Below are 22433 nucleotides of genomic sequence, written 5' to 3' on the forward strand. Positions count from 1 at the left end.
CGGCGAGGAGCGTACAGAGGCCCTGCAGCTCATCGCGGAACCCGACCGACTCGATGTGCAGCCACCCCGACCGAGGACCGCGATCGTCGCACGGATGTTATCGACCAGCTCGACCGTGCGGCGCGGTCGCCGGATCAGGACGCGCAACGCGGCGACGACGGAGGGGACGACCCGAGCGAGCGGCGTGCCCAGTTGGCCAACGGTGATCAGTGCTGCGATCGCTTTGAACTGACATAATGTGCATTATCGGATGACGGTGGAAGGGCCGGACGGACCGGGACTGAGGCCGCCCGACGGTCCGGAACGTCATCAGCGGATCGGCGAATGCTCCACCCACGCCTCGACGTCCTCGTACCAGCACGTCTCGGTCGGAGTGTCGAAGCGCGTGACCAGCCGCAGCCGCGGATCGACGGTCATCGTGCCGCGGACGCCGTCGTCGGCCTGGTGTCGAAGACGGATCACGGTGAGCGCGCCGTCGATCGACGCGCCGGTCATCCGGTACCCGTCGCTCGGCCGTCCCCAGACCGGCAGGTTCAGCGGGAAGGCCAGGCGGGCCGCCAGCGGCTCCGGCAGCAGCTGCCATCGGTCCAGCGGACGCTCCTCGCCCCCGGAGACGTACCGGCCGGTCGGGGCGTCGTACGCGTCGACCGTCCCGGTGCGCTCGTCGACGCAGGAGAACGACGCCTCGACGGGCCGCACCTCCAGTCGGTAGGTCTCGGTCCTCTCGGGCGTCCGCCGGAAGGCGCGGCACCGGAAGGGCGAGCGCCTCCTCCAGTTCGCCATCACCGCGAAGGCGTCGAGGAGGATGCTCGTCTCGCCGTCCCTGTCGAAGTCGCCACGCCGCCCGGAGGCTGCCGATGTGCGAAACCCGTCGGCGCGGACGGACTCCCCCGATGCCGGTCCGCTGCCGTCCATCGGAGTCATCCGTCGAGGATCGCAGACCCGCGCGCCGGGGTCATTCCGCGAAGGCGATCAGGCGAAGTCGGAGATGTCGCCGACGAGGCGGGTGTTGTCCGCGGGGATCGGCTCGACGGCCGCCAGAGCGACCTCGGCCGCGAACTCCTGCACGTTGTAGAGCTTGCCGGCCGACTCGCGACGCGAGCTGATCGCGCCCGGGTTCGCGCGCTCCAGCAGCGTCGCGGTGATGGTGCCCTCGATCATGTCGCCCGAGACGACGACGAACTCGATCCCGCGCTCGGCGAGCTCACCGATCCGCTCGCGCAGGGCGTCCTCGCCGGCGCGCTTGGAGAGCGCGACGGGCTCGTACTCGGGCATCGTGGGCGTGGTCCGGATGAAGTGCGCCTGGTGGCTCGTGACGAACACGACACGGGAGCCCTCGGAGAGCAGCGGCAGCGCCGCGTCGAGCACGGCGACCTGCGAGTCGCGGTTGAGGACCATCGCGTAGTCCTCCCCCATGTTGCTCTCCATGCCGCCGGAGGCGTTCAGGACGAGCACGTCCAGTCCTCCGTACTCCTTCTCGATGCGGGAGAAGAGCTCGGCGCGCGAGTCGGCGTCGGTGAGATCGGCGCCGACGGCGATGGCGGTGCCGCCGGCCTCGACGATCTGCGCGACGAGCTTGTCGGCGCGCGGCGCCTTCGAGCGGTAGTTGACGACGACGCGGGCTCCGGCCTCGGCCAGGTAGCGGACCGTGTCGGCGCCGATGCCGCGGGACGACCCGGTGACGAGAGCGCGCTTGCCGTCGAAGGAGCCGGGGGCGAGGGGATTGGACACGGGTATTCCTCCAGAACGCCGGCTCGGAGACCGGATCGGGCACGATGACGGGCCACAGCCCGACGGAGGAGTCTACCAAGGGCCTCGAGACCGTCGGCGCACCCCCTCTCCCAGCCCTCGTCCGGGGGGCGTTGATAGCCTGGGAATGCTCGTCGAGGGGAAGGAGCACACAGCATGGACGCTGTCACCCAGTACGCGTGGATCCTCTGGCTCGCGCTGATCCTCATCTTCGTGATCGTCGAGATGATCACTCTCGAGTTCACGTTCCTGATGCTCGCCGTCGGCAGCATCGGCGGACTGCTGACCGGGCTGGTCGGGGCTCCCTTCTGGGTCCAGGTCCCCGTCGCGGCCGTCCTCGCCGCCCTCCTGCTGTTCACCGTCCGTCCGCCGCTGCTGCGGCTGCTGAAGCGGGGCGGCGATCCCACCCCCAGCGGAGCGGACGCTCTCCTCGGGCTCTCCGGCAGCGTCGTCCTCGCCGGCCCCGGAGCCGGCCAGGTCAAGCTCGCCAACGGCGAGACCTGGACCGTCCGCCTGTCCCCGCTCGTCGAGGACCGCACACTCGGAGTCGGCGAGAGAGTCGTCGTCACCGCCATCGAGGGCGCGACCGCGGTCGTCGTCCCCGCCGAAAGGAGCACACCGTGACACCGTCCTCCGTCGTGACGATCGTCGTCGTCGCCGCCGTCGTCCTCTTCGCCCTGGTCGTCCTCTTCCGAGCGGTCCGCATCATCCCCCAGGCCACCGCCGGGGTCGTGGAGCGCCTCGGCAAGTACCACAAGACCCTGCTGCCGGGCCTCAATCTCGTCGTGCCGTTCATCGACCGGGTCCGCCCGCTGATCGACCTGCGCGAGCAGGTCGTCTCGTTCCCGCCCCAGCCCGTGATCACGGAGGACAACCTCGTCGTCTCGATCGACACGGTCGTCTACTTCCAGGTGACGGACGCCCGGGCGGCGACCTACGAGATCGCCAACTACCTCGGCGCGGTCGAGCAGCTGACCACCACCACGCTCCGCAACGTCGTCGGCGGCCTGAACCTCGAGGAGGCGCTGACCTCCCGCGACAACATCAACGGGCAGCTGCGCATCGTCCTCGACGAGGCCACCGGCAAGTGGGGCATCCGCGTCGGACGCGTGGAGCTCAAGGCCATCGACCCGCCCCTCTCCATCCAGGACTCGATGGAGAAGCAGATGCGCGCCGAGCGCGACCGTCGAGCCGTGATCCTCACCGCCGAGGGCACCAAGCAGTCCCAGATCCTGAACGCCGAGGGTCAGCGCCAGGCCGCGATCCTCGCTGCGGAGGGCCAGGCGAAGGCGGCGGTCCTGCGGGCCGAGGGTGAGGCCAAGGCGATCACCACCGTCTTCCACGCCATCCACGAGGGCCGCCCCGACAGCGAGCTCCTCGCGTACCAGTACCTCCAGACACTCCCCAAGATCGCCGAGGGCAGCGCGAACAAGCTCTGGGTCATCCCGAGCGAGCTCACCGAGGCGCTGAAGGGCATCGGAGGCGCGCTCGGCCACCGCGGTCAGGCGGCCCCGGCGGTCCGCCCGCAGGACGCGGCACCCCCGTCGGCGCCTGCGGCTTCCGCGCCTGCCGCATCCGGTTCCGTCGGCTCCGCGCCTGTCGTGCCCGGATCCGACACGTCCGCCCCCGTGGCGCCCGCCACGACCGATGGAACCCTGGACTCCGCGCCCACTCCCCCGCCGCCGGCCGTCTGAGCCGCGGACCCGGTCCGCGATGCGCACCCCTGAGCGACCCCTCGCCCTGAGCGGGCCGACCCCCCGGGTGATCGCGCATCGCGGGTTCGGCCCGCAGGCCGAGGGCAACACGCTCGCCGCCTTCGAATGCGCCCTCGCCGCGGGTGCGGACCTCCTCGAGACGGACGCGCGCGCCTCCCTCGACGGGGTCGCCGTGCTCGTCCACGACGCCGAGGTGATCGACCGCTCCGGCCGCCGCCACGTCGTCGCCGCCACCCGGTGGGAGGAGCTCGCCGACCTCCGACTGGCGGGCGGCGCCCGGCTCGCCTCTCTCGAGCAGGCCCTCGCCGCACTCCCCCGCGCGCGCTTCAACATCGATGTGAAGTCGCGGGACGCGATCGGTCCGGTCGTCGCGGCGGTGTCCGGCGCCGCCGCCGCGGAGCGCGTCCTGATCACTTCGTTCTCCGAGATCCGTCGAGCAGCGGCCCTCCGCCGTCTTCCCGGCGCCGCGACCTCGGCGTCGGCGGTCCGCTTCGTCGTCGCCCTGGTCGCCGCCCACCTCGGCGCCGCCCTCCCCGTGCGTCTCGCTCTCCGCGGCATCGACGCGCTCCAGGTGCCCGAGCGCGCGCTCGGCCTCCGCGTCGCCGAGCCGCGGATCCTCGCCCGGCTGCGGGTGACCGGCTGCGAGATCCACCTCTGGACCATCGACGATCCGGAGCGGATGGAGCAGCTCCTCGCGCTCGGGATCGACGGGCTCGTGACCGACCGCACCGACCTCGCCCGAGCGGCCGGCGACGCCTTCCTCAGCGCCCGTCAGCCACGCCCTCAGGAACCGCGGAATACGCCTCCGACCTGAGGATTCTCTGGCAATGGCAGGGACGGGAAGACCACCTCCAGGTACGACGTTGACACTGGGGAAGCACAGCGAGAGGAGACCACACAATGGCAGATCGAAGCTTGCGAGGAATGCGGCTCGGATCCCAGAGCCTGCAGAGCGAAGAAGGCGTCGTCTTCTCCCCGCGATCGACGTACGAGTACCACTGCGCGAACTGCGGCCACGACACCGACATGGTGTTCTCGGCCGATGCGGAAGCACCGGAGACCTGGGAGTGCCGCTCCTGCGGTCACGAGGCCACTCTGATGGTGGACTCGAAGCCGGTCGTCGTGGACAAGGGCGAGCAGAAGGCTCCGCGCACCCACTGGGACATGCTGCTCGAGCGTCGGACCCGTGCGGAGCTGGAGGAGCTGCTCGAGGAGCGGCTCGCCTATCTGCGCGCCAGGCGCGGCGAGCACAAGATCGGCGCGTAGCGCCGGTCAGCGGGAACGGCGTCGCGGCTCGCGCGTCCTGAGGACGAACGAGACCATGCCGATGAGACCGGCGGCCAGGAAGTACCAGCCGAGGTCTCGCGCCCACACCAGAGCCGGGGTCGTGGTGGAGCTGAGGGGGACCTCGTCCACCATGGCACCCGGCTCGAACCATGTCAGGGAATCAATCGTCGAGCCGTCCGGCCCGATGATCGCACTCGTCCCGACGGTCGAGATGTTGACCACGCTGCGCCCGGTCTCGATGGCCCGCAGGCGAGCGATCGCGAGCTGCTGGACGCTCTCGTCGGTCCGGCCGAAGTCGGCGTTGTTGGTCTGCCCGAGGATGACCTGGGCTCCCCCGTCGACCATCGCGTTCGTCAGCGCGTCGTCCGAGATGTCGAAGCAGATCGCGATGCCTGCGAGCACGCCGTTCACGTCGAAGACGTTGGGACGGGTGCCGATCGAGTAGTCGCGGCTCACCAGGTCGACCAGGTCCGGAGCGAACATCCGCCAGAACGCCCGGTCCGGCATGTACTCGGCGAACGGGACGGGATGCACCTTGTCGTAGACCTGCGTCGCCCCCTCCCCCGCCTTCCAGAGCAGCGAGCTGTTGTAGAAGACGTCGTCCGAGGGGTTCGTGATCGTGCCCACGATGAACGGCGCGTCCATCGTCCGGCTGAGGTAGTCGAGGACGGCGGCCGACTGGGCGTTCCGGGTCGGATCGATGTCGACGCCGTTCTCAGGCCACACCACCATGTCGACGTCCTGGTCGAGGATCGGCAGCGTCGCCGAGGTGTGGTCCTCGAGGATCTGCCCGCGGTAGCTCTGCGAGAACAGGCCCGCATCGGAGTCGCCCTGGACGGCGGCGATCCGGGTCGTGCCCTCCGTCGGTGCCGGCCAGGCGGGGAACACCAGCGCCACGATCGCGAAGCCCGCGAGAGCGCTGACCCGGGCGGAGGCCGGGACGGACATCTCGCGGACGGCCTGCGCGAGCACGGCCGCGAGGAACGCCACCACGAAGCCGAGGCCGGCGAAGCCGATCCACGCCGCGAGACCGGCGAGCGGGCCGAGGGACTGCGAGATCGCGAGGCGGCCCCAGGCGAAGCCGCCGTAGGGCCAGACGCTGGTGATCGACTCGCGCCCGATCCAGAGCGCCGCCAGGAGGGCGGGGAGGCCGACCATCCGGCCGAGCGGTCCCGTCCAGACGCGGTGGCCGCGCGTGGAGACGACCGCCATCAGCCCCGCGGAGACCGCGAAGAAGATCGCCTGCAGGCCGGCGAGGGCCGCCCACGGGACCGGGCCGAGGTAGAGGGTCAGCCACTCGATGTGGACGCCCCAGAAGACCGCTCCGCCGACGAGGCCGACGAGGCTCCCGCTCCAGAAGCCGCGGCCCGCCAGCGCGAACAGGATCGCCGCGGCGCCCACGATCGCCAGCGGCCAGACATCGGAGTCGGGGAAGCCGCGGTCGAGCACGGCGCCGCCGAGGGCGGCGAGGGGCAGCGCCACCCACAGCGGAACGGTCCGCCCGTCGGGCGGAGGAGCGATCGGCATCATGCGACCGTCGAGTAGGCGACGATGCCGCGGCGGACCAGGTCGAGGGCGGTCCGGGCCGCGCGGCCGACCTTGCCCTCGGCGACGACGGAGAGCTGGTCGAGGAGGTCGATGGTCTGCTTCGCCCAGCGCACGAAGTCGCCGGCGGCCATGTCGGACTCGCGGAGCACCATGTCGAGCGGCATGCCCTTGGCCCACATGTTCATCGACAGCGCCAGGCTCGTCGAGATCGGGTTGCTGCCCGGCAGGCGGTGCTCCCGCTCGACGTCGTCGAGCCGAGCCCACAGAAGCTGGGTCCTCTCCAGCGCCTCGGGGAACGCGCCGCGGGGCAGGAACTGCTCGCCGAGCGTCCCCTCCTCGCGTCGCGGCTCGAAGACCAGGCAGCACGCCATCGCCGCGAGGCCGGCCGGATCGAGCTCCGTCCACGCCTGCTTCCGGAGGCACTCGGCGACGAGCAGGTCCCGCTCCCCGTAGATCCGGCGGAGCGTGCGACCGTTGGGCGTCAGCGAGAGCTCGCCGACCTCGTCCCGGCGGAAGTAGCCGAGCTCGAGCAGCACGTCCGTGATGTGGTCGAAGATGCGGGCGACGGCGCCGGTGCGCGAGCGGATCTGGCGCTCGATCTCGTCGGTCTCGCGGCGCAGCTTCCACCAGCGCTCGGCCCAGCGCGCGTGCTGCTCGCGGTCGGAGCAGGCGTGGCACGGGTGCGCCTTCATCCGGCGCCGCAGGCTCGTGAGCTGTCCCTGGCGCTTCTCGCGCTCGGCGTGGGAAGCCGACTCGCCGCGCACCGCGCCCCGGCGCTCGAGGTCGCCGATCTCACGTCGGATCGCCGCGTACTGCTCGAAGTCGCCCAGGTGGCACTGCATCGCCGTGACGTAGCCCGCCATCGACTCCTCCTGCTGGCGGACCCGGCGGGCGAGATCGACGACGGACCGGTCGGCCTGGAACTGCGCGAACGACGACTCGAGGATCTCGCGCGTGCGCACCCGCCCGAACTGCTCGATCAGGTTCGCGGCCATGTTGTAGCTGGGGCGGAAGCTGGAGTTGAGCGGGTAGGTCCGCCGGGAGGCGAGGGACGCGACCGCTTGGGGGTCCATCCCGCCGCGCCACTGGATCACCGAGTGGCCCTCGACGTCGATGCCGCGTCGGCCCGCCCGGCCGGTGAGCTGGGTGTACTCCCCCGGTGTGATCGGGACGCGCGCCTCGCCGTTGAACTTCTCGAGCTTCTCGAGGACGACCGTGCGGGCCGGCATGTTGATGCCGAGCGCGAGCGTCTCGGTCGCGAAGACCACCCGCACGAGCCGGCGCAGGAACAGCTCCTCGACGACCTCCTTGAAGGCGGGGAGCATCCCGGCGTGGTGCGCGGCGACGCCCCGCTGGAGTCCGTCGAGCCACTCCCAGTAGCCGAGCACCGCGAGGTCCTCGTCGCGGATCGTCCGGCACCGCTCCTCGACGATCGCGCGGATCTCGTCGCGCTCGTGGCGCTCGGTGAGGCGCACGCCCGACCGCAGCACCTGGCGCACGGCCTGGTCGCAGCCCGCACGGCTGAAGACGAAGAAGATCGCGGGGAGGAGGTTCTTGCCGCGGAGGATCTCGACGACCTCCGAGCGCAGCACGAGCTCCTCGGTGCGCTGCTCCGGGTAGCGGCCGCGACCGCCTCGGCCGTTGCGGCCGCCCCTGCCGCCGCGCTCGACCCGGGAGCCGCCCTGGGCCATGCGGGCGAGCTCGGGGTTCACCCGGTTCGTCGCCGCCCGACCGGAGGAGTCGAAGAGGTCGACCAGCTTGCCGCCCACCAGGACGTGCTGGTCGAGCGGGACGGGGCGCTCCTCGGAGACGATGACCTCGGTCTCGCCCCGGACGGTCTGGAGCCAGTCGCCGAACTCCTCGGCGTTCGACACGGTCGCGCTGAGCGAGACCAGCCGCACGCGCTGCGGGAGGTGGATGATGACCTCCTCCCAGACGGCGCCGCGGAAGCGGTCGGCGAGGTAGTGCACCTCGTCCATCACGACGTAGGCGAGGTCGCGCAGGAGGTCCGAGTCGGCGTACAGCATGTTGCGCAGCACCTCGGTCGTCATCACGACGATGCGGGCGCGCGCGTTGACGTTGGAGTCGCCGGTCAGCAGGCCGACCTCGGAGGCTCCGTAGTCCTCGACGAACTCCTGGAACTTCTGGTTGCTCAGCGCCTTCATCGGCGTCGTGTAGAAGACCTTGGCCGTCGGGTCCTGCATGGCCAGGTGGATCGCGAACTCGGCCACCGCCGTCTTGCCGGCGCCGGTGGGCGCGGCGACGAGGACGCTGTGGCCGTCGTCGAGAGCGCTGCAGGCCTCGTACTGGAAGGGGTCGAGGTCGAACGCGAGGGTCGAGCGGAACGCCTCGACCCTCGCGTGGCCCTGGCGCGTCCGGAACGCGGCGAACCGCTCGGCGGGAGACGGTCCGGTCACGCGGGCAGGTCGGAGGGGCTGCCGTCGAACACCAGCTGGCGCTTGGCGGCGCGCCGGTCGTGCAGGATCGCGATCCCGCAGGCGAGGAAGAACAGGAAGATGATCGGGATGGCCAGGAGGAACATCGAGATCGGGTCGGCCGCGGGGGTCGCGATAGCCGTGAAGAGCACGATCGCCATGATCGCGATGCGCCACGACTTGAGGATCAGCATGCCGGGGAGGATGCCGAGGAAGTTGAGGAGCACCAGGAAGACGGGCAGCACGAACGCGATGCCGACGACCAGCACGAGCTTGAGAACGAACTCGTAGTAGATCTTGGCGTCGAGGAAGCTCGCCGCGTTGCTGCCGGTGAAGCTCGTCAGGAGCTCCACGATGTGCGGGAACACGAACCAGCCGGCCGCGCAGCCCGCGAAGAACAGCGGGATGGCGGTGAGGATGAAGCCGAGGCCGTACCGCATCTCCTTGCGGGTCAGGCCCGGGACGAGGAACGCCCAGATCTGGTAGAGCCAGACCGGGCTCGCCAGGACGATGCCCACCGTGATGGCGATCTGCAGCCGCAGGTCGAAGGCACCGGCGATCGTCGGGAAGTTGAGGATCGCCTCCTTGCCCTGGGTGGAGGCCACCTCGGAGATCGGAGCCTTGAGGGCCTCGAAGACCCACTCCGAGACGAACCACCCCGCAACGCACGCGATGACGATGGCGATCGCCGACTTGAAGAGCCTGTTGCGAAGCTCGACGAGGTGCGCCCCGAGCGACATGCGCCCGTCGGGGTTCTTCGTCCGCTTCGTCCGTGGCTTCTTCGGTGCCACGGACGTCATTACTTGAGCGGGGACTCGGGCGGCGTGGTGGTGCCGGTGCCGGTGGTCGTGCCGGTGGATCCGGCGACGGTGCCAGTGGTCCCCTCGGTCGACTCACGGCGCTCGGTGCCGTCCTCGTCCTTCATGGTCTTGACCTCGCTCTTGAAGATCCGCATCGACTGCCCGACACTGCGGGCCAGCTGCGGGAGCTTGGGCGCACCGAACAGGAGGAGGATCACGGCGAGGATGATGAGGAGGTGCCACCCCTGGAGGCCAGCGAACATTGCAGACTCACTTCACTTGTCGGTTGCGGTGTACGAGGAGCTTACCCCGTTCGACCCGTCCTGACCGGCGGAGATCGATCCTGTCGCGACGTGCGTCACGTCGGCCCTCGTGCGCACGCCTCACGTCGTCGCGATCGGCGAACAGCGACGAGGGCGGACGGTGCGGCAGGTCGTCCGTCACTCCAGGACTCAGTGTCTCGAGTTTCGCGGTGACCTCGGACAGCTGTCCGAGGAGCACCTTCCCCTTGCGCCAGTAGGAGAGGGCGAAGAGGACCAGCATCGCCAGAGCGCCCAGCGCGAGGCCGAGCCAGATCAGGATCCACGACCACCAGGTCACGACGGCTCCCCCTCGTTCGCGGCGAGCGCGGAGGCCGCCCAGTGCGCGACCGCGGTGCGCGCCTCGGGGGGTGCCACCACGGTGACGAGACCCGCCAACGACGCCACCAGGCGCGTCAGTCCCTCCAGATGGGCGACGCGGAGACGGACGAGGACACCGTGGTCCTCCTCCCCCGGCACGGGATCGGGGAACTCGGCGTCGGCCGCGTAGTCGCCCAGCAGCACGACGGCGCTGGGAGCGACGCGCAGGTCCACGACGAGATCGGAGGCGGAGGCCTCGAAGAGCCGTTCCGAGAGGGTCACCTCGTTGCGGCGCCGGACGATCGGCGTCCCCGTGTCGCGGAGGGAGCGCATCCTGTCGACCCGGAACGTCCTGACGCCCTCGCGGAGGTGGTCCCATCCGCGCAGGTACCAGTCCCGGTCGACCGATTCGAGCACGAAGGGGTCGACGAGCCGGGACTCGGTCTCGCCGCGGGCGCTGCGGTAGTCGAAAGCGACCTGCGTCGCCGAGCCCATCGCTGTCCGCAGGAGCGCTACAGCGCTGTCCGCGCCCGTGCCGCGCGAGACCGCCACCGCGCTCGGGGCCGAGGAGGCGCCGCGTGCGAGCTTCCCCATCAGCGAGGCGATCCTGTCGTTGCCCTGGTTCTCGGGCAGCGCTGCGAGGTACTGCATGCCGGCGATGAGGGCGGCGGCCTCCCGCGCCGAGAACCTCGGCGAGTCGTCGATCGCGACCTGGTGGGTGAGGACGACGTGGTCGTTCTCCTCGAAGTCGTCCCAGCCGATGTCGAAGAGATCGTTCGCCTGGTACTGCGCGGTCTCGCCGGGGATGCCCGAGACGGCGATGAGGCGCACCGCGCGGCGCACCTCCTCCTCCGGGATCTCGAAGTGCGCGGCGACCTCGGCGACGGAGACGCGACCCCGGTCGAGCAGGTAGGGAACGAGGGAGAGGAGGACGGCCAGTCGGTCGCGCGCCTGCAGGGAGCGGGGTCTAGCCACGGGGATCCCCTCCATGGTCGTCCAGGGTGCGGCGGAGGCGGTCGAGGACGCGGCGGCGGAGCTCCTCCGGCTCGAGCACCCGCACCTCGGGACCGTGACCGGCGAGCTCGTCCGCGAGCACGTCCGGGTCGGTGTAGTGCAGGCGCAGCAGGCCCTGGCCCTCGCCCTCGGCCTCGGCACGCCCGCCGAGACGGAGGGCGGCGTCGGAGTCGGGGGCGACGCGCAGGAGCGCGCTGTTGCGCTGCAGGATCTCGTCGAGCTGGGCGAGAGCGGTCGCCGCGTGGTCCCCCTCCGCGGGAGGCGCGGTGCGGCCGGTGGACGCGACCGGCCCGACGATCCGCGACAGGAGGAAGGTCCGCGTGCCCTCGGCGCCCTCGTCCCAGCCGTGGAGGTGCCAGCGCCCCTGGTGGTTCACCAGGGCGCGGGGCTGCACGGTGCGCATGCGCGGCTCCTCGCCGCCGGGCTTCAGATAGGGGAAGCGGACGACCTGGCCGCGGTCGAGCGCGGCGTTGAGCGGCTCGAACGAAGCCTCGCGGACCCGGATCGAGGGGCTGATGCCGATGACGGGGTCGACGGACTCGACCCCGATCGAGCGCAGCTTGATCAGCGCGCGCCGCGACTCCGCCGAGAGCGTCCCCTCGCGCCAGACCGCCCCGGCCAGGCGGAGCAGCGCGAGCTCCTCCGGATCGAAGGTCAGGTCGGCCGGGAGGTCGTAGCTGCGCTTCGCGATGCGGTACCGGACGGTCTGGGTGTTGCCCGGGTCGCCCGGGGCGTCGACCGTCTCGATCGGGATGCCCAGCTCGCGCAGGTCGTCCTTGTCGCGCTCGAACTGGCGCTCGAGCGAGGTCCGGTCGCCCCGGCCCACCCGCTGCCGGTAGCCCTGCACCGTCGAGAGGACGTCGGCCTTCGTCAGTCCGTTCTCGGCCGCGACGAGCGCGAGCACGAGGTTGAACAGACGCTCCTCGGCCGGGACGCGGCTCGAGGACGGGGCGTCGGAAGGCACGCCCTCCAGTCTAGGGCCGGGCCCGGTCAGACCTTTCCGAGGATGTCGGCGACGAAGATCAGCGTCGCGCCGCCGGGGATCCCGCCCTGAGGGGAGCCCTGGTCGCCGTAGCCCTGGTCCGGCGGGATGACCGCGATGACCTGGGATCCGACGGGCTGGCCGATGAGGGCGTCGGCGAATCCGGCGATGACTCCGCCCTGGGTGGTCGAGCCGTCGGCGGCAGTGAACACGGCGGGAGCGCCCTTCTCCCAGCTGGAGTCGAACACCTTCCCGTCGCTCCACTGCCAGCCGGTGTAGGCCACGACGACCTGGTCGCCCTCGGCGACGACGTCGCCGTCGCCCTTCTTGAGCTGGGCGATGCGGAGGTCGGACGGTGCGTCGCCGGAGGGCTTCGCGAGCCCCGGGCGTCCGTCGTCGCCGAGCGTCACCGTCGGGAAGCCGTCGGGCGCGGGCTGGGCGGCGCCGTTCGCGCGGGCCAGCGAGGCCTCGCGGACGTCCGCGACGAGCACGAGTGTGTCGTCCTCCGAGATGCCGAGCTGCGACGAGGACTGGCCGAAGCCGTCCTCGGGGGCGATCGCGATGGCGACGCGCGAGCCGACCTGCGTGCAGAGGAGGCCCTCGTTCAGGCCGACGAGCCCGGCTCCGCCGACGCCGAAGCGGGCGGTGCTCGACCCGTCGTAGGGCGAGGTCTCGAGGACCGTGCCGTCCGCGCCGTTGACCAGGGTGTAGTCGATGGTGACGAGCTGGCCCTTCTCGAGCGGTGCGCCCGAGCCCTCGATGAGGGTGCTGACCTGCGTGCCGTCCGCCTTCAGCGGCGTCGGGACGCTGACGTCCGGCTTCGCTCCGAAGTCGCCCGTGGCGCTGACCGCCGCCGAGGAGTCGCCGGAGGAGAACGGAGCGTCGCAGTCCGCCTGCGAGGAGGACGCGGTGCATCCGGTGAGAGCGGCGACGATGCCGATGCCGGCGATGAGCGCGGTGGTCCTGCGCACGGGTCCTCGATTCGAGAGAAGGGGAGCGGTGACGCCCGGGGTGGAGACGGCCCGGAGGCCGGGAACAGCTTAGAGGATGCCCTCGTCGTCGGGCTCCGCGGTCTCCTCGCCGAACCCGCGGGCCCGGGAGAGCTCGGCGCTGGTGGCGGACTCGCGGACCCGCTTGCGCAGGCTCTTGGGGCTCACGGCGCGCTCGCCGAGCGCGCCGGGGGTCCAGGCCTCCACGTCCTCGTCGCTGAAGTCCGTCTTCGACGGGCGGCGCTTGAGCTCGGGGAGCACGGTGTCCCGAGCGAGCCGACGAGCGGTGATGAGGAAGCCGGTGTGGCCGATCATCCGGTGGTCCGGCCGGACCGCGAGGCCCTCGACGTGCCAGCCGCGAACCATGGTCTCGTTCGACGACGGGTTCGTGAACAGGCCCGAGGCGCGGATCGCCTCCGCCGTCCGCGAGAGCTGCGTGACGGTGGCCACGTAGCAGAGGAGCACTCCCCCGGGCGTGAGAGCCTCGGCGGCGACGTCGAGGCACTCCCACGGCGCGAGCATGTCGAGCACGACGCGGTCGGCCTCGCCGGACGGGACCGTGCCGGGCAGCGCCTCGACGAGGTCGCCGACGGTGACGCTCCAGTTGTCGGGCGTGTAGCCGAGGAAGGTCTCGATGTTCGCCCGTGCGACATCCGCGAACTCCTCGCGCCGCTCGAACGACGACAGCCGGCCGGTCGGACCCACCGCCCGCAGCAGCCAGAGCGAGAGCGCGCCGGAGCCGACACCGGCCTCGACCACGCGGGCGCCGGGGAAGACGTCGGCGAGGGCGAGGATCTGGGCCGCGTCCTTCGGGTACACGATCGCCGCGCCGCGGGGCATCGACATCACGAAGTCGGCGAGGAGGGGGCGCAGCGCGAGGTGCTCGACGCCGACGGTGTTGGTCACCACCGAGCCGTCGGGCAGCCCGATCACCGTGTCGTGCTCGATGCCGCCCCGGTGCGTGTGGAACACCTTGCCGGGAACGAGCGTGATGGTGTTCATCCGCCCCTTGGGTCCCGTCAGCTGGACGCGGTCCCCCGCGCGGAAGGGTCCGGAATGCTGCAGTGCCTCACCGGTCATCGGCGGGCCTCCGTCTCGGTCGTGGCCGGGCCGGAGCCGCGGTGCTCGGAGGACACCGTCGCGAGGTCCGCGACGGTGCGGCCCGCGAGAGTGGGCCAGAGGGCGTAGGGGGCGGCGGGGTCCAGCTCCAGCTGGTGCGGGACGCCGATCGCCGCGGCTCCGGAGGCGACGGCCGCGCCGAGGCCCGTGAGGGAGTCCTCGATCGCGACGCAGGCGGCGATGTCGACACCGAGGGTGCTCGCGGCGAGGAGGTACGCCTCGGGGTGGGGCTTGCTGCGCTCGACCATGTCGCCGCTGACGACGGCGGCGAAGGCGGGGAACGGGATCCGGTCCACGACGGCCGCGGCCATCCGCGAGATCGACATCGTGACCAGCGCCTGCGGCACCCCCGCCTCGGACACCGCGCGCAGCAGCTCGAGCGCGCCCGGTCGCCACGGGATGCTCACGGCCAGCTGGTCGACGACCTCGTCGGTCATCCGGTCGATGATCGCGTCGACGGAGAGGTCGACGCCCTTGCCCTGCAGGATGCGGGCGGCGGCGGGCAGGCCCGAGCCGACGAGTCCCATCGCGTCCTCATGGGTCCACACTCCGCCGAAGGAGGAGACGAGCGCGTGCTCCGACGCCATCCAGTACGGCTCGGTGTCGACGAGGGTCCCGTCCATGTCCCAGAGGACGGCGGCGGGGGCCGACGCTCCTCCGAGCGGCTCGGAGGTCAGCGGCCGGGCGGAGGTCTCGGGAGTCACGAGCGACCATGGTACCGGCAGGGCCGCGCCCTTCCCCGGCCGCGGGCCGAGAGCGAACAGCGCGGCCGATCCCGCCGGACGGGACGGGCGGGGCCGGGGGCGGTCCTATCCTGGACGGAGGGACAGGCGCGGTGTGCGCTCCCCGCACATCGAGCCGAACGCGGAGATCCTGCCTATGAACGTGATCACGGGGAACGTCCTGGTCGTGGCCTTCGAGGGCTGGAACGACGCCGGGGACGCCGCCAGCGGCGCGCTGCGGCTGGTCAAGGACGCCGGGGAGTACGTCCCCCTCTTCGCCGTCGACGCCGAGCAGTACTACGACTTCCAGTACACCCGCCCCATGCTCTCGATCGGCGAGGACGGCCGCCGCAGCCTCGCCTGGCCCGGCACCCAGATCTTCGGCCCGGCCGACACCTCGGTCGACGCCGAGAGCGCGCTGTACCTCATGATCGGCACCGAGCCCTCGCGCAGCTGGAAGAGCTTCGCGGCCGAGGTCGTCGACGCCATGCTCGCGATCGACATCTCCGCCGTCGTCTTCCTCGGCGCGATGCTCGCCGACGTCCCGCACACCCGGCCGATCTCCATCTTCGCCTCGAGCGAGAACGCGGAGCTGCGGAGCTCGTTCGAGCTCGAGCGCTCCAGCTACGAGGGGCCGGTCGGCATCCTCAGCGTGATCGGCGAGGCCGCACAGAAGGTCGGCATCCCCGCCGTCTCGATCTGGGCCTCCGTCCCGCACTACGTGCACAACGCGCCCTCGCCCAAGGCGATGCTGGCGCTGCTCGAGAAGCTCGAGGAGGTCGTCGGCCTGGCGATCCCCCGCGGCGACCTCGTCGAGGAGGCGGAGGAGTGGGAGCGCGGCATCGACGCCCTCGCCGCCGAGGACGAGGAGATGGCGTCGTACATCGCCCAGCTCGAGCAGGCGCGCGACACCGTCGACTCGCCGGAGGCGAGCGGCGAGGCGATCGCCCAGGAGTTCGAGCGCTACCTGCGCCGCCGCGGCGACGGCCGCTCCGGCGAGGAGCCCTGGCGGCCGTAGCCTCCACCGGCGCCCGCTCGTCCGAGACGGTCGTCGATCACTGGACTGTTCCCGACCGATGACCCTCCCGGCCGCCCTGACGGGACTCGCCCCTGACGGGACTCGCCCCTGACGGGACTCGAGCCGTACAGGACTCGAGGCTTACGGGACTCTAGCCGTACGGAACTCGAGCCGTACGGAACTCGAGCCTTAAGGGGTTCAGGCCGGGCGCACCCCGAGCAGGGCGTCGACCGCGTCGCGCAGGAGCGACGGGTCGTCCACGCCCTCGGTCAGTGCGGCGTCGACGACGGCGAGGGCGGCCGGAGTGCCGAGGTCGTCGGCCAGCGCCTCGCGCAGCTGCGCCAGCACCTCGAGCGCCGAGCGCGGTCCCACGGCGGCGAGGGCCGCCTCCCAGCGCACCAGGCGCGCCTCGGCCGACGGCAGGTCCTCGGGCAGCCACTCCCAGTCGGAGCGGTAGTGGTGCGCGAGGAGCGCGAGGCGGATCGCCCGCGGGTCCGCGCCCTCGCTCCGCAGACGGGAGACCAGCACCAGGTTCCCGAGCGACTTGCTCATCTTCTCGCCCTGGTAGGCGACCATCCCGGCGTGCGCGTAGGCGCGGGCCAGAGGACGGCCGGACAGCGAAGCGGCGTGGCCGGCGCTGAACTCGTGGTGCGGGAAGACCAGGTCGCTGCCGCCGCCCTGCAGGGTGAACTCGGGTCCGAGCCGGTCGAGGGCGATCACCGAGCACTCGATGTGCCAGCCCGGACGGCCGCGGCCGACCTCGGCGTCCCAGGCGGGCTCGTCGGCGCGCTCGGCCCGCCAGAGCAGCGGATCTAGGGGGTCGCGCTTGCCGGCGCGCTCCGGGTCGCCCCCGCGCAGCGCCGAGAGGCGGGCCATCGACTCCGCGTCGAGCCGGCTCTCGCTGCCCAGGTGCCAGACGGCGCTCTCGGCCGCGGCGATGTCGTAGTAGAGGTCGCTCGCGCCCTCCTCCGCCGCGTCCGGAGCAGCGACGCGGTAGGCGACGCCGTCGCGCTCCAGGCGGGCGACCGCTTCCGCGATGGGATCCACGGTCTCGGTGACTCCGACGTAGTGCTGCGGAGGCAGGACGCGCAGGGCGGCCATGTCGCCGCGGAACAGCTCGACCTGCTCCTCGGCGAGGTCGCGCCAGTCGACGCCGGTGGCCGTCGCACGCTCGAGCAGCGGGTCGTCGACATCGGTCACGTTCTGGGCGTACTCGACCGTGTAGCCCGCGTCGAGCCAGACGCGCTGGACCGTGTCGAAGGCGAGGTAGGTCGACGCGTGCCCGAGGTGGGTGGCGTCGTAGGGCGTGATGCCGCAGACGTAGAGGCTCGCGACTCCGCTGGGCGCGTCGAGCTCGACGGGGCCGGCGGTCGCGGTGTCGTGCAGGCGCGGTGCGCTCCCCCGGCCGGGCAGGGCGGGGACGTCGGCGGCGGTCCAGGCGCGCATCTAGGCGGCGATCAGGCCGGTGGCGAGCGCGACCATCAGGACGACGCCGAGGACGATGCGGTACACGACGAACGGGAGGAAGCTGCGGCGGGAGATGTAGCTCATGAAGAACGCGATCACGACGAAGCCGACCACGAACGCGACGATGGTCGCCACGAGGGTCTCGAGCCCGCCGACCTGGACCTGGTTCGGGAGCACGACCGGGTCGCTGATGCTCTTGTACAGCTGGTAGAGACCGCTGCCGAACACCGCGGGGATCGCGAGGAGGAAGGAGTAGCGCGCCGCCGCCTTGCGCTCGTAGCCGAGGAAGAGGCCGGCGGTGATGGTGCCTCCCGAGCGCGAGACGCCGGGGATCAGGGCGAGCGCCTGCGCACCTCCGAAGATCAGGCCGTCGCGGACGCCCAGGTCGCGCAGGCGGCGCTTCTTCGCGCCGACCGCGTCGGCGATGCCGAGCAGGATTCCGAAGAGGATGAGGGTGGTGGCCACCACCCACAGGGAGCGGAGGGTCGTCTCGATCGCGTCCTGGAAGACGAGGCCGAGGACGATGATCGGAAGGCTGCCCAGGATGATGAGCCAGCCCATGCGGGCGTCCGGGTCCGAGCGCGGGATCCGGCCGACGAGGGAGCGCGCCCAGTGCGACACGATCCGCACGATGTCGCGCCAGAAGTAGATGATGACGGCGGTCTCGGTGCCCAGCTGCGTGATCGCGGTGAAAGCGGCTCCGGTGTCGCGGCCGCCGAGACCGGGCAGCAGCTCGCTGACGATCCGGAGGTGGGCGCTGGAGGAGATGGGGAGAAATTCGGTCAGACCCTGGACGAGTCCCAGGATCAGCGCGTCGAGCAGGCCCATGCGTCACTTTCGAGGAGGGCTGGGGCGTCGTCGGCCAGCAGTCGGTCGGGATCGGTCGGTGCTGACCCGGTCCGCGGCGCCGTCAGGAGCTCAGCAGGAGATCGGTCAGGACCTTCCTGCCAAACACTAGTGCGTCCAGTGGAACGCGCTCGTCGACCCCGTGGAACAGCGCCGGGAAGTCCAGGGACGACGGCAGCTGGAGCGGCGCGAACCCGTATCCGGTGATGCCGAGCGTCGAGAGCGCCTTGTTGTCGGTGCCTCCGGAGAGCAGGTACGGGAGGACCTCGGCGCCCGGATCGAACCGGCGGATCGAGGCGGCCATGCTCTCGACGAGGGGGCCGGCGAAGGGCACCTCGAGTCCGATGTCGCGGTGCTGGACGAGGATGTCGACGTGCTCGCCCGCGAGGACCTTCAGCCGCTCGAGCACGGAATCCTCCTCGCCGGGGAGGACGCGCACGTCGATGGTGGCCTCCGCGGTGTCCGGGATGACGTTGGCCTTGTAGCCGGCCGACAGCATCGACGGATTGGCGGTGGTGCGCAGCGTCGCGGCGATGAAGCGCGAGGCGGTGCCGGTGGCGAGTGCCAGCTCCTCCGGAGTGCTGCGCTGAGGGTCGTGGCCGAGCAGGCGGGCGACCTCGTCGAGCAGCTCGCGCGTGGTGTCGGTGAGGCGGGTGGGCCACTCCTCGCTTCCGATGCGGGCGATCGCCTGCGCCAGCCGGGTGACGGCGTTCTCGGAGTTGATCTGCGAGCCGTGCCCCGCCGTGCCGTGCGCGCGGAGGGTCAGCCACATCAGCGCCTTCTCGCCCGTCTGCACGAGATAGGCGCGCTTGCCGGCCAGCTCGATCGAGTAGCCGCCGACCTCGCTGATCGCCTCGGTCGCTCCGGCGAACAGCTCGGGCCGCTCACGGGCCAGGAATCCCGATCCCCGCACGCCGCCCGCCTCCTCGTCGGCGAAGAAGGCGATGACGAGGTCGCGGGAGGGGCGCCTCCCCTCGCGGAGGATGTCGCCGAGCGAGGCGAGGATCATCGCGTCCATGTTCTTCATGTCGACCGCGCCGCGGCCCCAGAGCATGCCGTCCTTGATCTCGCCGCCGAACGGGTCGACGCTCCAGTTGTCGGCGATGGCGGGCACCACGTCGAGGTGCCCGTGGACGACGAGGGCGCCGCGCTCGCGGTCCTCCCCCGCGACCCGCGCCACGACGCTCGTGCGCCCCGGGTCGGAGTCGATCAGCTCGGGCTCGAGGCCGAGGTCGCGCAGCTTCGCCGCGACGTACTCCGCTGCCGGGCGCTCCGGCTCCGCCTTCCCGTCGCCGTAGTTGCTGGTGTCGAAGCGGATGAGATCGCGCGCGATGAGCGCCGTCTCGTCGAGGGTGCTGTCGGTCACGGGCGCGCTGTCGATGCTGTCGGACATGCGGGCAACGGTACCGGCGCGGGCTCGACGGCGCGCGGAGGTCGGTGGGCCGGGAGGTGGCGTGAGAGGCTCCGGAACCGTGCTAATGTCTTCTTCGGCCGCGGAAACGCAGGTCGAAGGAAACACTCGTCCGGGTGGCGGAAATGGCAGACGCGCTAGCTTGAGGTGCTAGTGCCCGTATAGGGCGTGGGGGTTCAAGTCCCCCCTCGGACACACTGATCGGAACCCCTCGTCTCTCTTCGGAGAGGCGGGGGGTTCCGTCGTTCCCGGCACCGTCCCCTCCTCGCGCCGGCGGGAGGGATGCTGTGGGCGGAGAGTGCAGACGCCCCGGCTCCTCACGAGGAGACGGGGCGGCTGCTGCATCGGACGGGCGCTTCTGCAGCGGACGGGCGCTCCTGCACCGCAGGGCCCTCCCGCACAGACCGTGCCTCGGCGTCAGACGCCTGCTGTCGTCGGCGACCAGCCGAGAGCCGGAGCGATCGATTCCACGACAGTGCGCAGGAGCCGCGCGTTGTACTCGACCCCGAGCTGGTTGGGAACGGTGAGCAGCAGCGTGTCCGCCTCCTGCACGGCGGCGTCCGCAGCGAGCTCGGCGGCGACGGCGTCCGGCTCGCCCGTGTAGCTGCGGCCGAAGCGGGCGCGGACGCCCTCGAGGGTGGCGACCTGGTCCTGCTCACCGCGGCCGCCGAAGTACAGGCGGTCGAGATCGCTCGTGATCGGGAGGACGCTGCGCGAGACGGAGACGCGCGGGGTGCGCTCCCAGCCCGCCTCGCTCCACGCGGCGCGGTACTCGCGGATCTGGCGGGCCTGCAGCTCGTCGAAGGGCACGCCCTCCTCCTCCAGGAGCAGGGTCGACGACTGCAGGTTCATGCCCTGCTCGGCTGCCCAGCGCGCGGTCGCGAAGCTGCCGGCACCCCACCAGATCCGGTCCTCGAGGCCGGGCGAGCGCGGCTCGATCGAGAGCGGGAGCGACTGGCGCGTCATCGCCGGATCCGACAGCGCGACCGGCGCCCCGGCGAGCGCTTCCCGGAGGATCCGCACCTTCTGCCGGGCGAGGTCGGCGTCGGTCATCCCCTCCGGGGGGACGAAGCCGAACGCCGCGGACCCGCGCAGGGCGGTCTCGGGCGATCCCCGGCTGACCCCGAGCTCGAGCCGGCCGTCGGAGATCAGGTCGGTGGCGGCCGCCTCCTCCGCCATGTAGAGCGGGTTCTCGTAGCGCATGTCGATGACCCCGGTGCCGATCTCGATGCGGCGGGTGCGCGCGGCGATCGCCGCCAGCAGCGGGAACGGCGAGGCGAGCTGCGGCGCGAAGTGGTGCACGCGCACGTAGGCGCCGTCGATGCCGATCTCCTCCGCCGCCTCCGCGAGCTCGATCGTCTGGAGGAGGACGTCGCGAGCCGAGCGGGTCTGAGACCCGGGGACCGACTGGTAGTGGCCGAAGGAGAGGAAGCCGATGCGCGAGACCATGCCTGCCTCAGCGCCCGGGGGTCCCCCGCTATTCCCGGAGGGTGTGCACGGCGGTCGCCGAACCGCGACAGCGCTCCCGAGGAGTCCTCAATACACGTATGGTGGGTCGCGTGCCCGCTGATCGGGGCGGAGAGGGGTCGTCGTGGAGCCGATGGTCGGTCGCCTCGGGGCGACTCTCGGGGTCGCCATGCAGACGATCAGCGGGTCGCAGGTGCAGGCAGGCGCTCTCCGTCCGCAGCGGAACCGGTCGCCCGGTCGCGTCTCCGCGTCAGTGCGCCTCGAAGTCGGCGGAGACCGAGGCGGTGACCTCGATGTCCTCCGGCTTGAGGGCCAACGGCTCCTCAGGAGAGGAGAACGTCTTGGCGCGGCTCATCATCGCCGAGCCGCCCTCGATGCGCGTGTGCGGCCGCAGTCCCGGCTCGAAGAGGGTCAGCACCCGCACCTCGGTCAGGCCGAGAGCCGCCGCATAGGCCTCGGCCCGCTCGCGCGCGTCGCGGACGGCAGCGGTGCGGACCTCGCGCTCGATGCCCGAACGTCGTGCCGCCGTCACGTCCCAATCGACCCCCGAGATCTGGATCCCCGGCACCTCCGAGATCGAGCCGACCCAGCGCCCGAGGGCCGCGAAGTCCCGGTACTTCACCCGGACCCCGGCGGCCGCGACATGGAACAGCTGCGTGACGTCCGAGTCCTTGATGTACCGGCGGATCGAGGAGACCGAGATCTGATCGGAGGACCACCAGGTGGCGGCGCCGGACGCCTGCTCGGCGGCCGCCTCCTCACGGACCCGCGCGTGCAGGGCGGTGACCTCGGCGAGCGCCTGGGGCCGGGATCGCGACTCGCGCCGGATCTCGAGGCGGACGGTGCCCCGCTCGGCGGGGTGGAAGTGCTGGGCGAGACCGGCGACGGTGATGGTGACCATGGCCCCATCGTGCCGTACGCACCCCGTCAGCTCCGAGCGGCGAGCATCTCCCTGATGCGGTCGGCGAGGGCCCGCTCCGTCGTCAGGTTGCTGACCAGCTGGGCTCGGTGCCCCCCGCAGGCGCCCGGGAGGGGAGCTCCGCTGCTCGGGTCGACCCGGCTCAGCAGTGCCCGCTCCCCCTGGGCGATCGAGGCCTCGAGCAGGGCGAGCCGCCGCTCGAGCCTCTCGGTCTCGAAGCTCTCGGGCGTGATGTCGGACTCGCGGAAGTGGCCGGCTGTGGAAGTGGGGACGCTCATCGATGATCCGTTCCGTCGGGGGCGCCCAGGAGCGGCGCCATCACCAG

23 protein-coding genes and 1 tRNA gene are annotated in these 22433 nt (G+C 71.6%); 6 read left to right on the plus strand and 18 right to left on the minus strand.

From position 1 onward, the window contains the following. Positions 1 to 309: 309 nt before the first annotated feature. Both C5D36_RS04725 and C5D36_RS04730 read right to left on the minus strand, forming a co-directional pair. A complete protein-coding gene (locus C5D36_RS04725; RefSeq protein ID WP_146083703.1) occupies positions 310 to 924 on the minus strand; it encodes a hypothetical protein in 615 nt (204 codons plus the stop codon). Positions 925 to 972: 48 nt separating this feature from the next. Continuing rightward, on the minus strand, positions 973 to 1731 hold the full coding sequence (locus C5D36_RS04730; protein WP_104222036.1) for an SDR family oxidoreductase: 759 nt from the start codon (positions 1729 to 1731) through the stop codon (positions 973 to 975). Between the two features lie 174 nt (positions 1732 to 1905). Between C5D36_RS04730 and C5D36_RS04735 the strand changes: the two genes are divergently transcribed. From C5D36_RS04735 to C5D36_RS04750, 4 genes are all read left to right on the plus strand, one after another. After that, a complete protein-coding gene (locus C5D36_RS04735) occupies positions 1906 to 2373 on the plus strand; it encodes an NfeD family protein (protein WP_104222034.1) in 468 nt (155 codons plus the stop codon). 14 nt (positions 2374 to 2387) lie between these two features. Further along, positions 2388 to 3443, plus strand: a complete 1056-nt coding sequence (locus C5D36_RS04740) for an SPFH domain-containing protein (RefSeq protein WP_374953768.1) — start codon at positions 2388 to 2390, stop codon at positions 3441 to 3443. A gap of 19 nt (positions 3444 to 3462) precedes the next feature. Beyond that, positions 3463 to 4278 carry a glycerophosphodiester phosphodiesterase family protein gene (locus C5D36_RS04745; RefSeq protein ID WP_104295315.1) on the plus strand — a complete coding sequence of 272 codons (816 nt, stop codon included), beginning with the start codon at positions 3463 to 3465 and terminating at the stop codon, positions 4276 to 4278. A gap of 86 nt (positions 4279 to 4364) precedes the next feature. Then, positions 4365 to 4730 carry an RNA polymerase-binding protein RbpA gene (locus C5D36_RS04750; RefSeq protein ID WP_068207052.1) on the plus strand — a complete coding sequence of 122 codons (366 nt, stop codon included), beginning with the start codon at positions 4365 to 4367 and terminating at the stop codon, positions 4728 to 4730. 6 nt (positions 4731 to 4736) lie between these two features. On the opposite strand, the gene lnt is transcribed toward C5D36_RS04750, so the two are convergent. The 10 genes from lnt to C5D36_RS04800 all read right to left on the minus strand — a co-directional run bounded on the left by lnt (position 4737) and on the right by C5D36_RS04800 (position 14962). Next, a complete protein-coding gene (gene lnt, locus C5D36_RS04755; RefSeq protein WP_104295341.1) occupies positions 4737 to 6278 on the minus strand; it encodes an apolipoprotein N-acyltransferase in 1542 nt (513 codons plus the stop codon). Further along, entirely contained in the window at positions 6278 to 8716 is a 2439-nt protein-coding gene (locus C5D36_RS04760) for an RNA helicase (RefSeq protein WP_104222026.1), read from the minus strand. The genes lnt and C5D36_RS04760 overlap by 1 nt, the downstream gene beginning before the upstream one ends. Next, positions 8713 to 9534 carry a twin-arginine translocase subunit TatC gene (gene tatC, locus C5D36_RS04765; protein ID WP_374952911.1) on the minus strand — a complete coding sequence of 274 codons (822 nt, stop codon included), beginning with the start codon at positions 9532 to 9534 and terminating at the stop codon, positions 8713 to 8715. Before tatC ends, C5D36_RS04760 begins: the two co-directional genes overlap by 4 nt. Next, positions 9534 to 9797 carry a Sec-independent protein translocase subunit TatA gene (gene tatA, locus C5D36_RS04770; RefSeq protein ID WP_104222022.1) on the minus strand — a complete coding sequence of 88 codons (264 nt, stop codon included), beginning with the start codon at positions 9795 to 9797 and terminating at the stop codon, positions 9534 to 9536. The genes tatC and tatA overlap by 1 nt, the downstream gene beginning before the upstream one ends. Before the next feature lie 7 nt (positions 9798 to 9804). Continuing rightward, positions 9805 to 10134, minus strand: coding sequence for a hypothetical protein (locus tag C5D36_RS04775; protein ID WP_104255003.1), 330 nt, complete (start codon positions 10132 to 10134; stop codon positions 9805 to 9807). Then, positions 10131 to 11129, minus strand: coding sequence for a YafY family protein (locus C5D36_RS04780; RefSeq protein ID WP_104283651.1), 999 nt, complete (start codon positions 11127 to 11129; stop codon positions 10131 to 10133). Before C5D36_RS04780 ends, C5D36_RS04775 begins: the two co-directional genes overlap by 4 nt. Beyond that, positions 11122 to 12132 carry a YafY family protein gene (locus tag C5D36_RS04785; protein WP_104262925.1) on the minus strand — a complete coding sequence of 337 codons (1011 nt, stop codon included), beginning with the start codon at positions 12130 to 12132 and terminating at the stop codon, positions 11122 to 11124. The genes C5D36_RS04780 and C5D36_RS04785 overlap by 8 nt, the downstream gene beginning before the upstream one ends. Before the next feature lie 26 nt (positions 12133 to 12158). Then, on the minus strand, positions 12159 to 13121 hold the full coding sequence (locus C5D36_RS04790) for an FKBP-type peptidyl-prolyl cis-trans isomerase (protein WP_104237455.1): 963 nt from the start codon (positions 13119 to 13121) through the stop codon (positions 12159 to 12161). 69 nt (positions 13122 to 13190) lie between these two features. Then, positions 13191 to 14219: a tRNA (adenine-N1)-methyltransferase gene (locus C5D36_RS04795; protein ID WP_104295316.1), complete on the minus strand. Its 1029-nt coding sequence runs from the start codon at positions 14217 to 14219 to the stop codon at positions 13191 to 13193. Next, entirely contained in the window at positions 14216 to 14962 is a 747-nt protein-coding gene (locus tag C5D36_RS04800) for an HAD family phosphatase (protein WP_258062867.1), read from the minus strand. The genes C5D36_RS04795 and C5D36_RS04800 overlap by 4 nt, the downstream gene beginning before the upstream one ends. A 175-nt stretch (positions 14963 to 15137) precedes the next feature. Between C5D36_RS04800 and C5D36_RS04805 the strand changes: the two genes are divergently transcribed. Continuing rightward, complete coding sequence (locus tag C5D36_RS04805; RefSeq protein ID WP_104222142.1) at positions 15138 to 15998, plus strand: proteasome assembly chaperone family protein; 861 nt, start codon at positions 15138 to 15140, stop codon at positions 15996 to 15998. A gap of 198 nt (positions 15999 to 16196) precedes the next feature. Here the strand turns inward: C5D36_RS04805 and mshC are convergent, their stop codons facing one another. The 3 genes from mshC to C5D36_RS04820 form a co-directional block, all read right to left on the minus strand. Next, a complete protein-coding gene (mshC, locus tag C5D36_RS04810; RefSeq protein ID WP_104295317.1) occupies positions 16197 to 17444 on the minus strand; it encodes a cysteine--1-D-myo-inosityl 2-amino-2-deoxy-alpha-D-glucopyranoside ligase in 1248 nt (415 codons plus the stop codon). Next, positions 17445 to 18293, minus strand: coding sequence for an undecaprenyl-diphosphate phosphatase (locus C5D36_RS04815; RefSeq protein WP_104222008.1), 849 nt, complete (start codon positions 18291 to 18293; stop codon positions 17445 to 17447). 82 nt (positions 18294 to 18375) lie between these two features. Next, on the minus strand, positions 18376 to 19704 hold the full coding sequence (locus C5D36_RS04820; RefSeq protein ID WP_181072774.1) for a M20/M25/M40 family metallo-hydrolase: 1329 nt from the start codon (positions 19702 to 19704) through the stop codon (positions 18376 to 18378). Positions 19705 to 19832: 128 nt separating this feature from the next. Between C5D36_RS04820 and C5D36_RS04825 the strand changes: the two genes are divergently transcribed. After that, a tRNA-Leu gene (locus tag C5D36_RS04825) sits at positions 19833 to 19917 on the plus strand. A gap of 222 nt (positions 19918 to 20139) precedes the next feature. On the opposite strand, the gene C5D36_RS04830 is transcribed toward C5D36_RS04825, so the two are convergent. The 3 genes from C5D36_RS04830 to C5D36_RS04840 form a co-directional block, all read right to left on the minus strand. Further along, positions 20140 to 21171, minus strand: coding sequence for an LLM class flavin-dependent oxidoreductase (locus tag C5D36_RS04830; protein ID WP_104295318.1), 1032 nt, complete (start codon positions 21169 to 21171; stop codon positions 20140 to 20142). Between the two features lie 268 nt (positions 21172 to 21439). Continuing rightward, on the minus strand, positions 21440 to 22090 hold the full coding sequence (locus C5D36_RS04835) for an SIMPL domain-containing protein (protein ID WP_104295319.1): 651 nt from the start codon (positions 22088 to 22090) through the stop codon (positions 21440 to 21442). A 26-nt stretch (positions 22091 to 22116) separates the two neighbouring features. Next, on the minus strand, positions 22117 to 22386 hold the full coding sequence (locus C5D36_RS04840) for a hypothetical protein (RefSeq protein WP_104250347.1): 270 nt from the start codon (positions 22384 to 22386) through the stop codon (positions 22117 to 22119). Positions 22387 to 22433 lie beyond the last annotated feature (47 nt).

It is taken from the genome of Rathayibacter sp. AY1C6 (assembly GCF_002931535.1).
Classification (GTDB): Bacteria; Actinomycetota; Actinomycetes; order Actinomycetales; family Microbacteriaceae; genus Rathayibacter.

Bases quoted from the DNA above. Each gene is read 5' to 3' on its own strand.
- C5D36_RS04725 (WP_146083703.1), bottom strand. From the start codon at position 924: ATGACTCCGATGGACGGCAGCGGACCGGCATCGGGGGAGTCCGTCCGC.
- C5D36_RS04735 (WP_104222034.1), top strand. From the start codon at position 1,906: ATGGACGCTGTCACCCAGTACGCGTGGATCCTCTGGCTCGCGCTGATC.
- C5D36_RS04745 (WP_104295315.1), top strand. From the start codon at position 3,463: ATGCGCACCCCTGAGCGACCCCTCGCCCTGAGCGGGCCGACCCCCCGG.
- C5D36_RS04750 (WP_068207052.1), top strand. From the start codon at position 4,365: ATGGCAGATCGAAGCTTGCGAGGAATGCGGCTCGGATCCCAGAGCCTG.
- lnt (WP_104295341.1), bottom strand. From the start codon at position 6,278: ATGCCGATCGCTCCTCCGCCCGACGGGCGGACCGTTCCGCTGTGGGTG.
- tatC (WP_374952911.1), bottom strand. From the start codon at position 9,534: ATGACGTCCGTGGCACCGAAGAAGCCACGGACGAAGCGGACGAAGAAC.
- tatA (WP_104222022.1), bottom strand. From the start codon at position 9,797: ATGTTCGCTGGCCTCCAGGGGTGGCACCTCCTCATCATCCTCGCCGTG.
- C5D36_RS04795 (WP_104295316.1), bottom strand. From the start codon at position 14,219: ATGACCGGTGAGGCACTGCAGCATTCCGGACCCTTCCGCGCGGGGGAC.
- C5D36_RS04805 (WP_104222142.1), top strand. From the start codon at position 15,138: ATGAACGTGATCACGGGGAACGTCCTGGTCGTGGCCTTCGAGGGCTGG.
- mshC (WP_104295317.1), bottom strand. From the start codon at position 17,444: ATGCGCGCCTGGACCGCCGCCGACGTCCCCGCCCTGCCCGGCCGGGGG.
- C5D36_RS04815 (WP_104222008.1), bottom strand. From the start codon at position 18,293: ATGGGCCTGCTCGACGCGCTGATCCTGGGACTCGTCCAGGGTCTGACC.
- C5D36_RS04820 (WP_181072774.1), bottom strand. From the start codon at position 19,704: ATGTCCGACAGCATCGACAGCGCGCCCGTGACCGACAGCACCCTCGAC.
- C5D36_RS04830 (WP_104295318.1), bottom strand. From the start codon at position 21,171: ATGGTCTCGCGCATCGGCTTCCTCTCCTTCGGCCACTACCAGTCGGTC.
- C5D36_RS04835 (WP_104295319.1), bottom strand. From the start codon at position 22,090: ATGGTCACCATCACCGTCGCCGGTCTCGCCCAGCACTTCCACCCCGCC.
- C5D36_RS04840 (WP_104250347.1), bottom strand. From the start codon at position 22,386: ATGAGCGTCCCCACTTCCACAGCCGGCCACTTCCGCGAGTCCGACATC.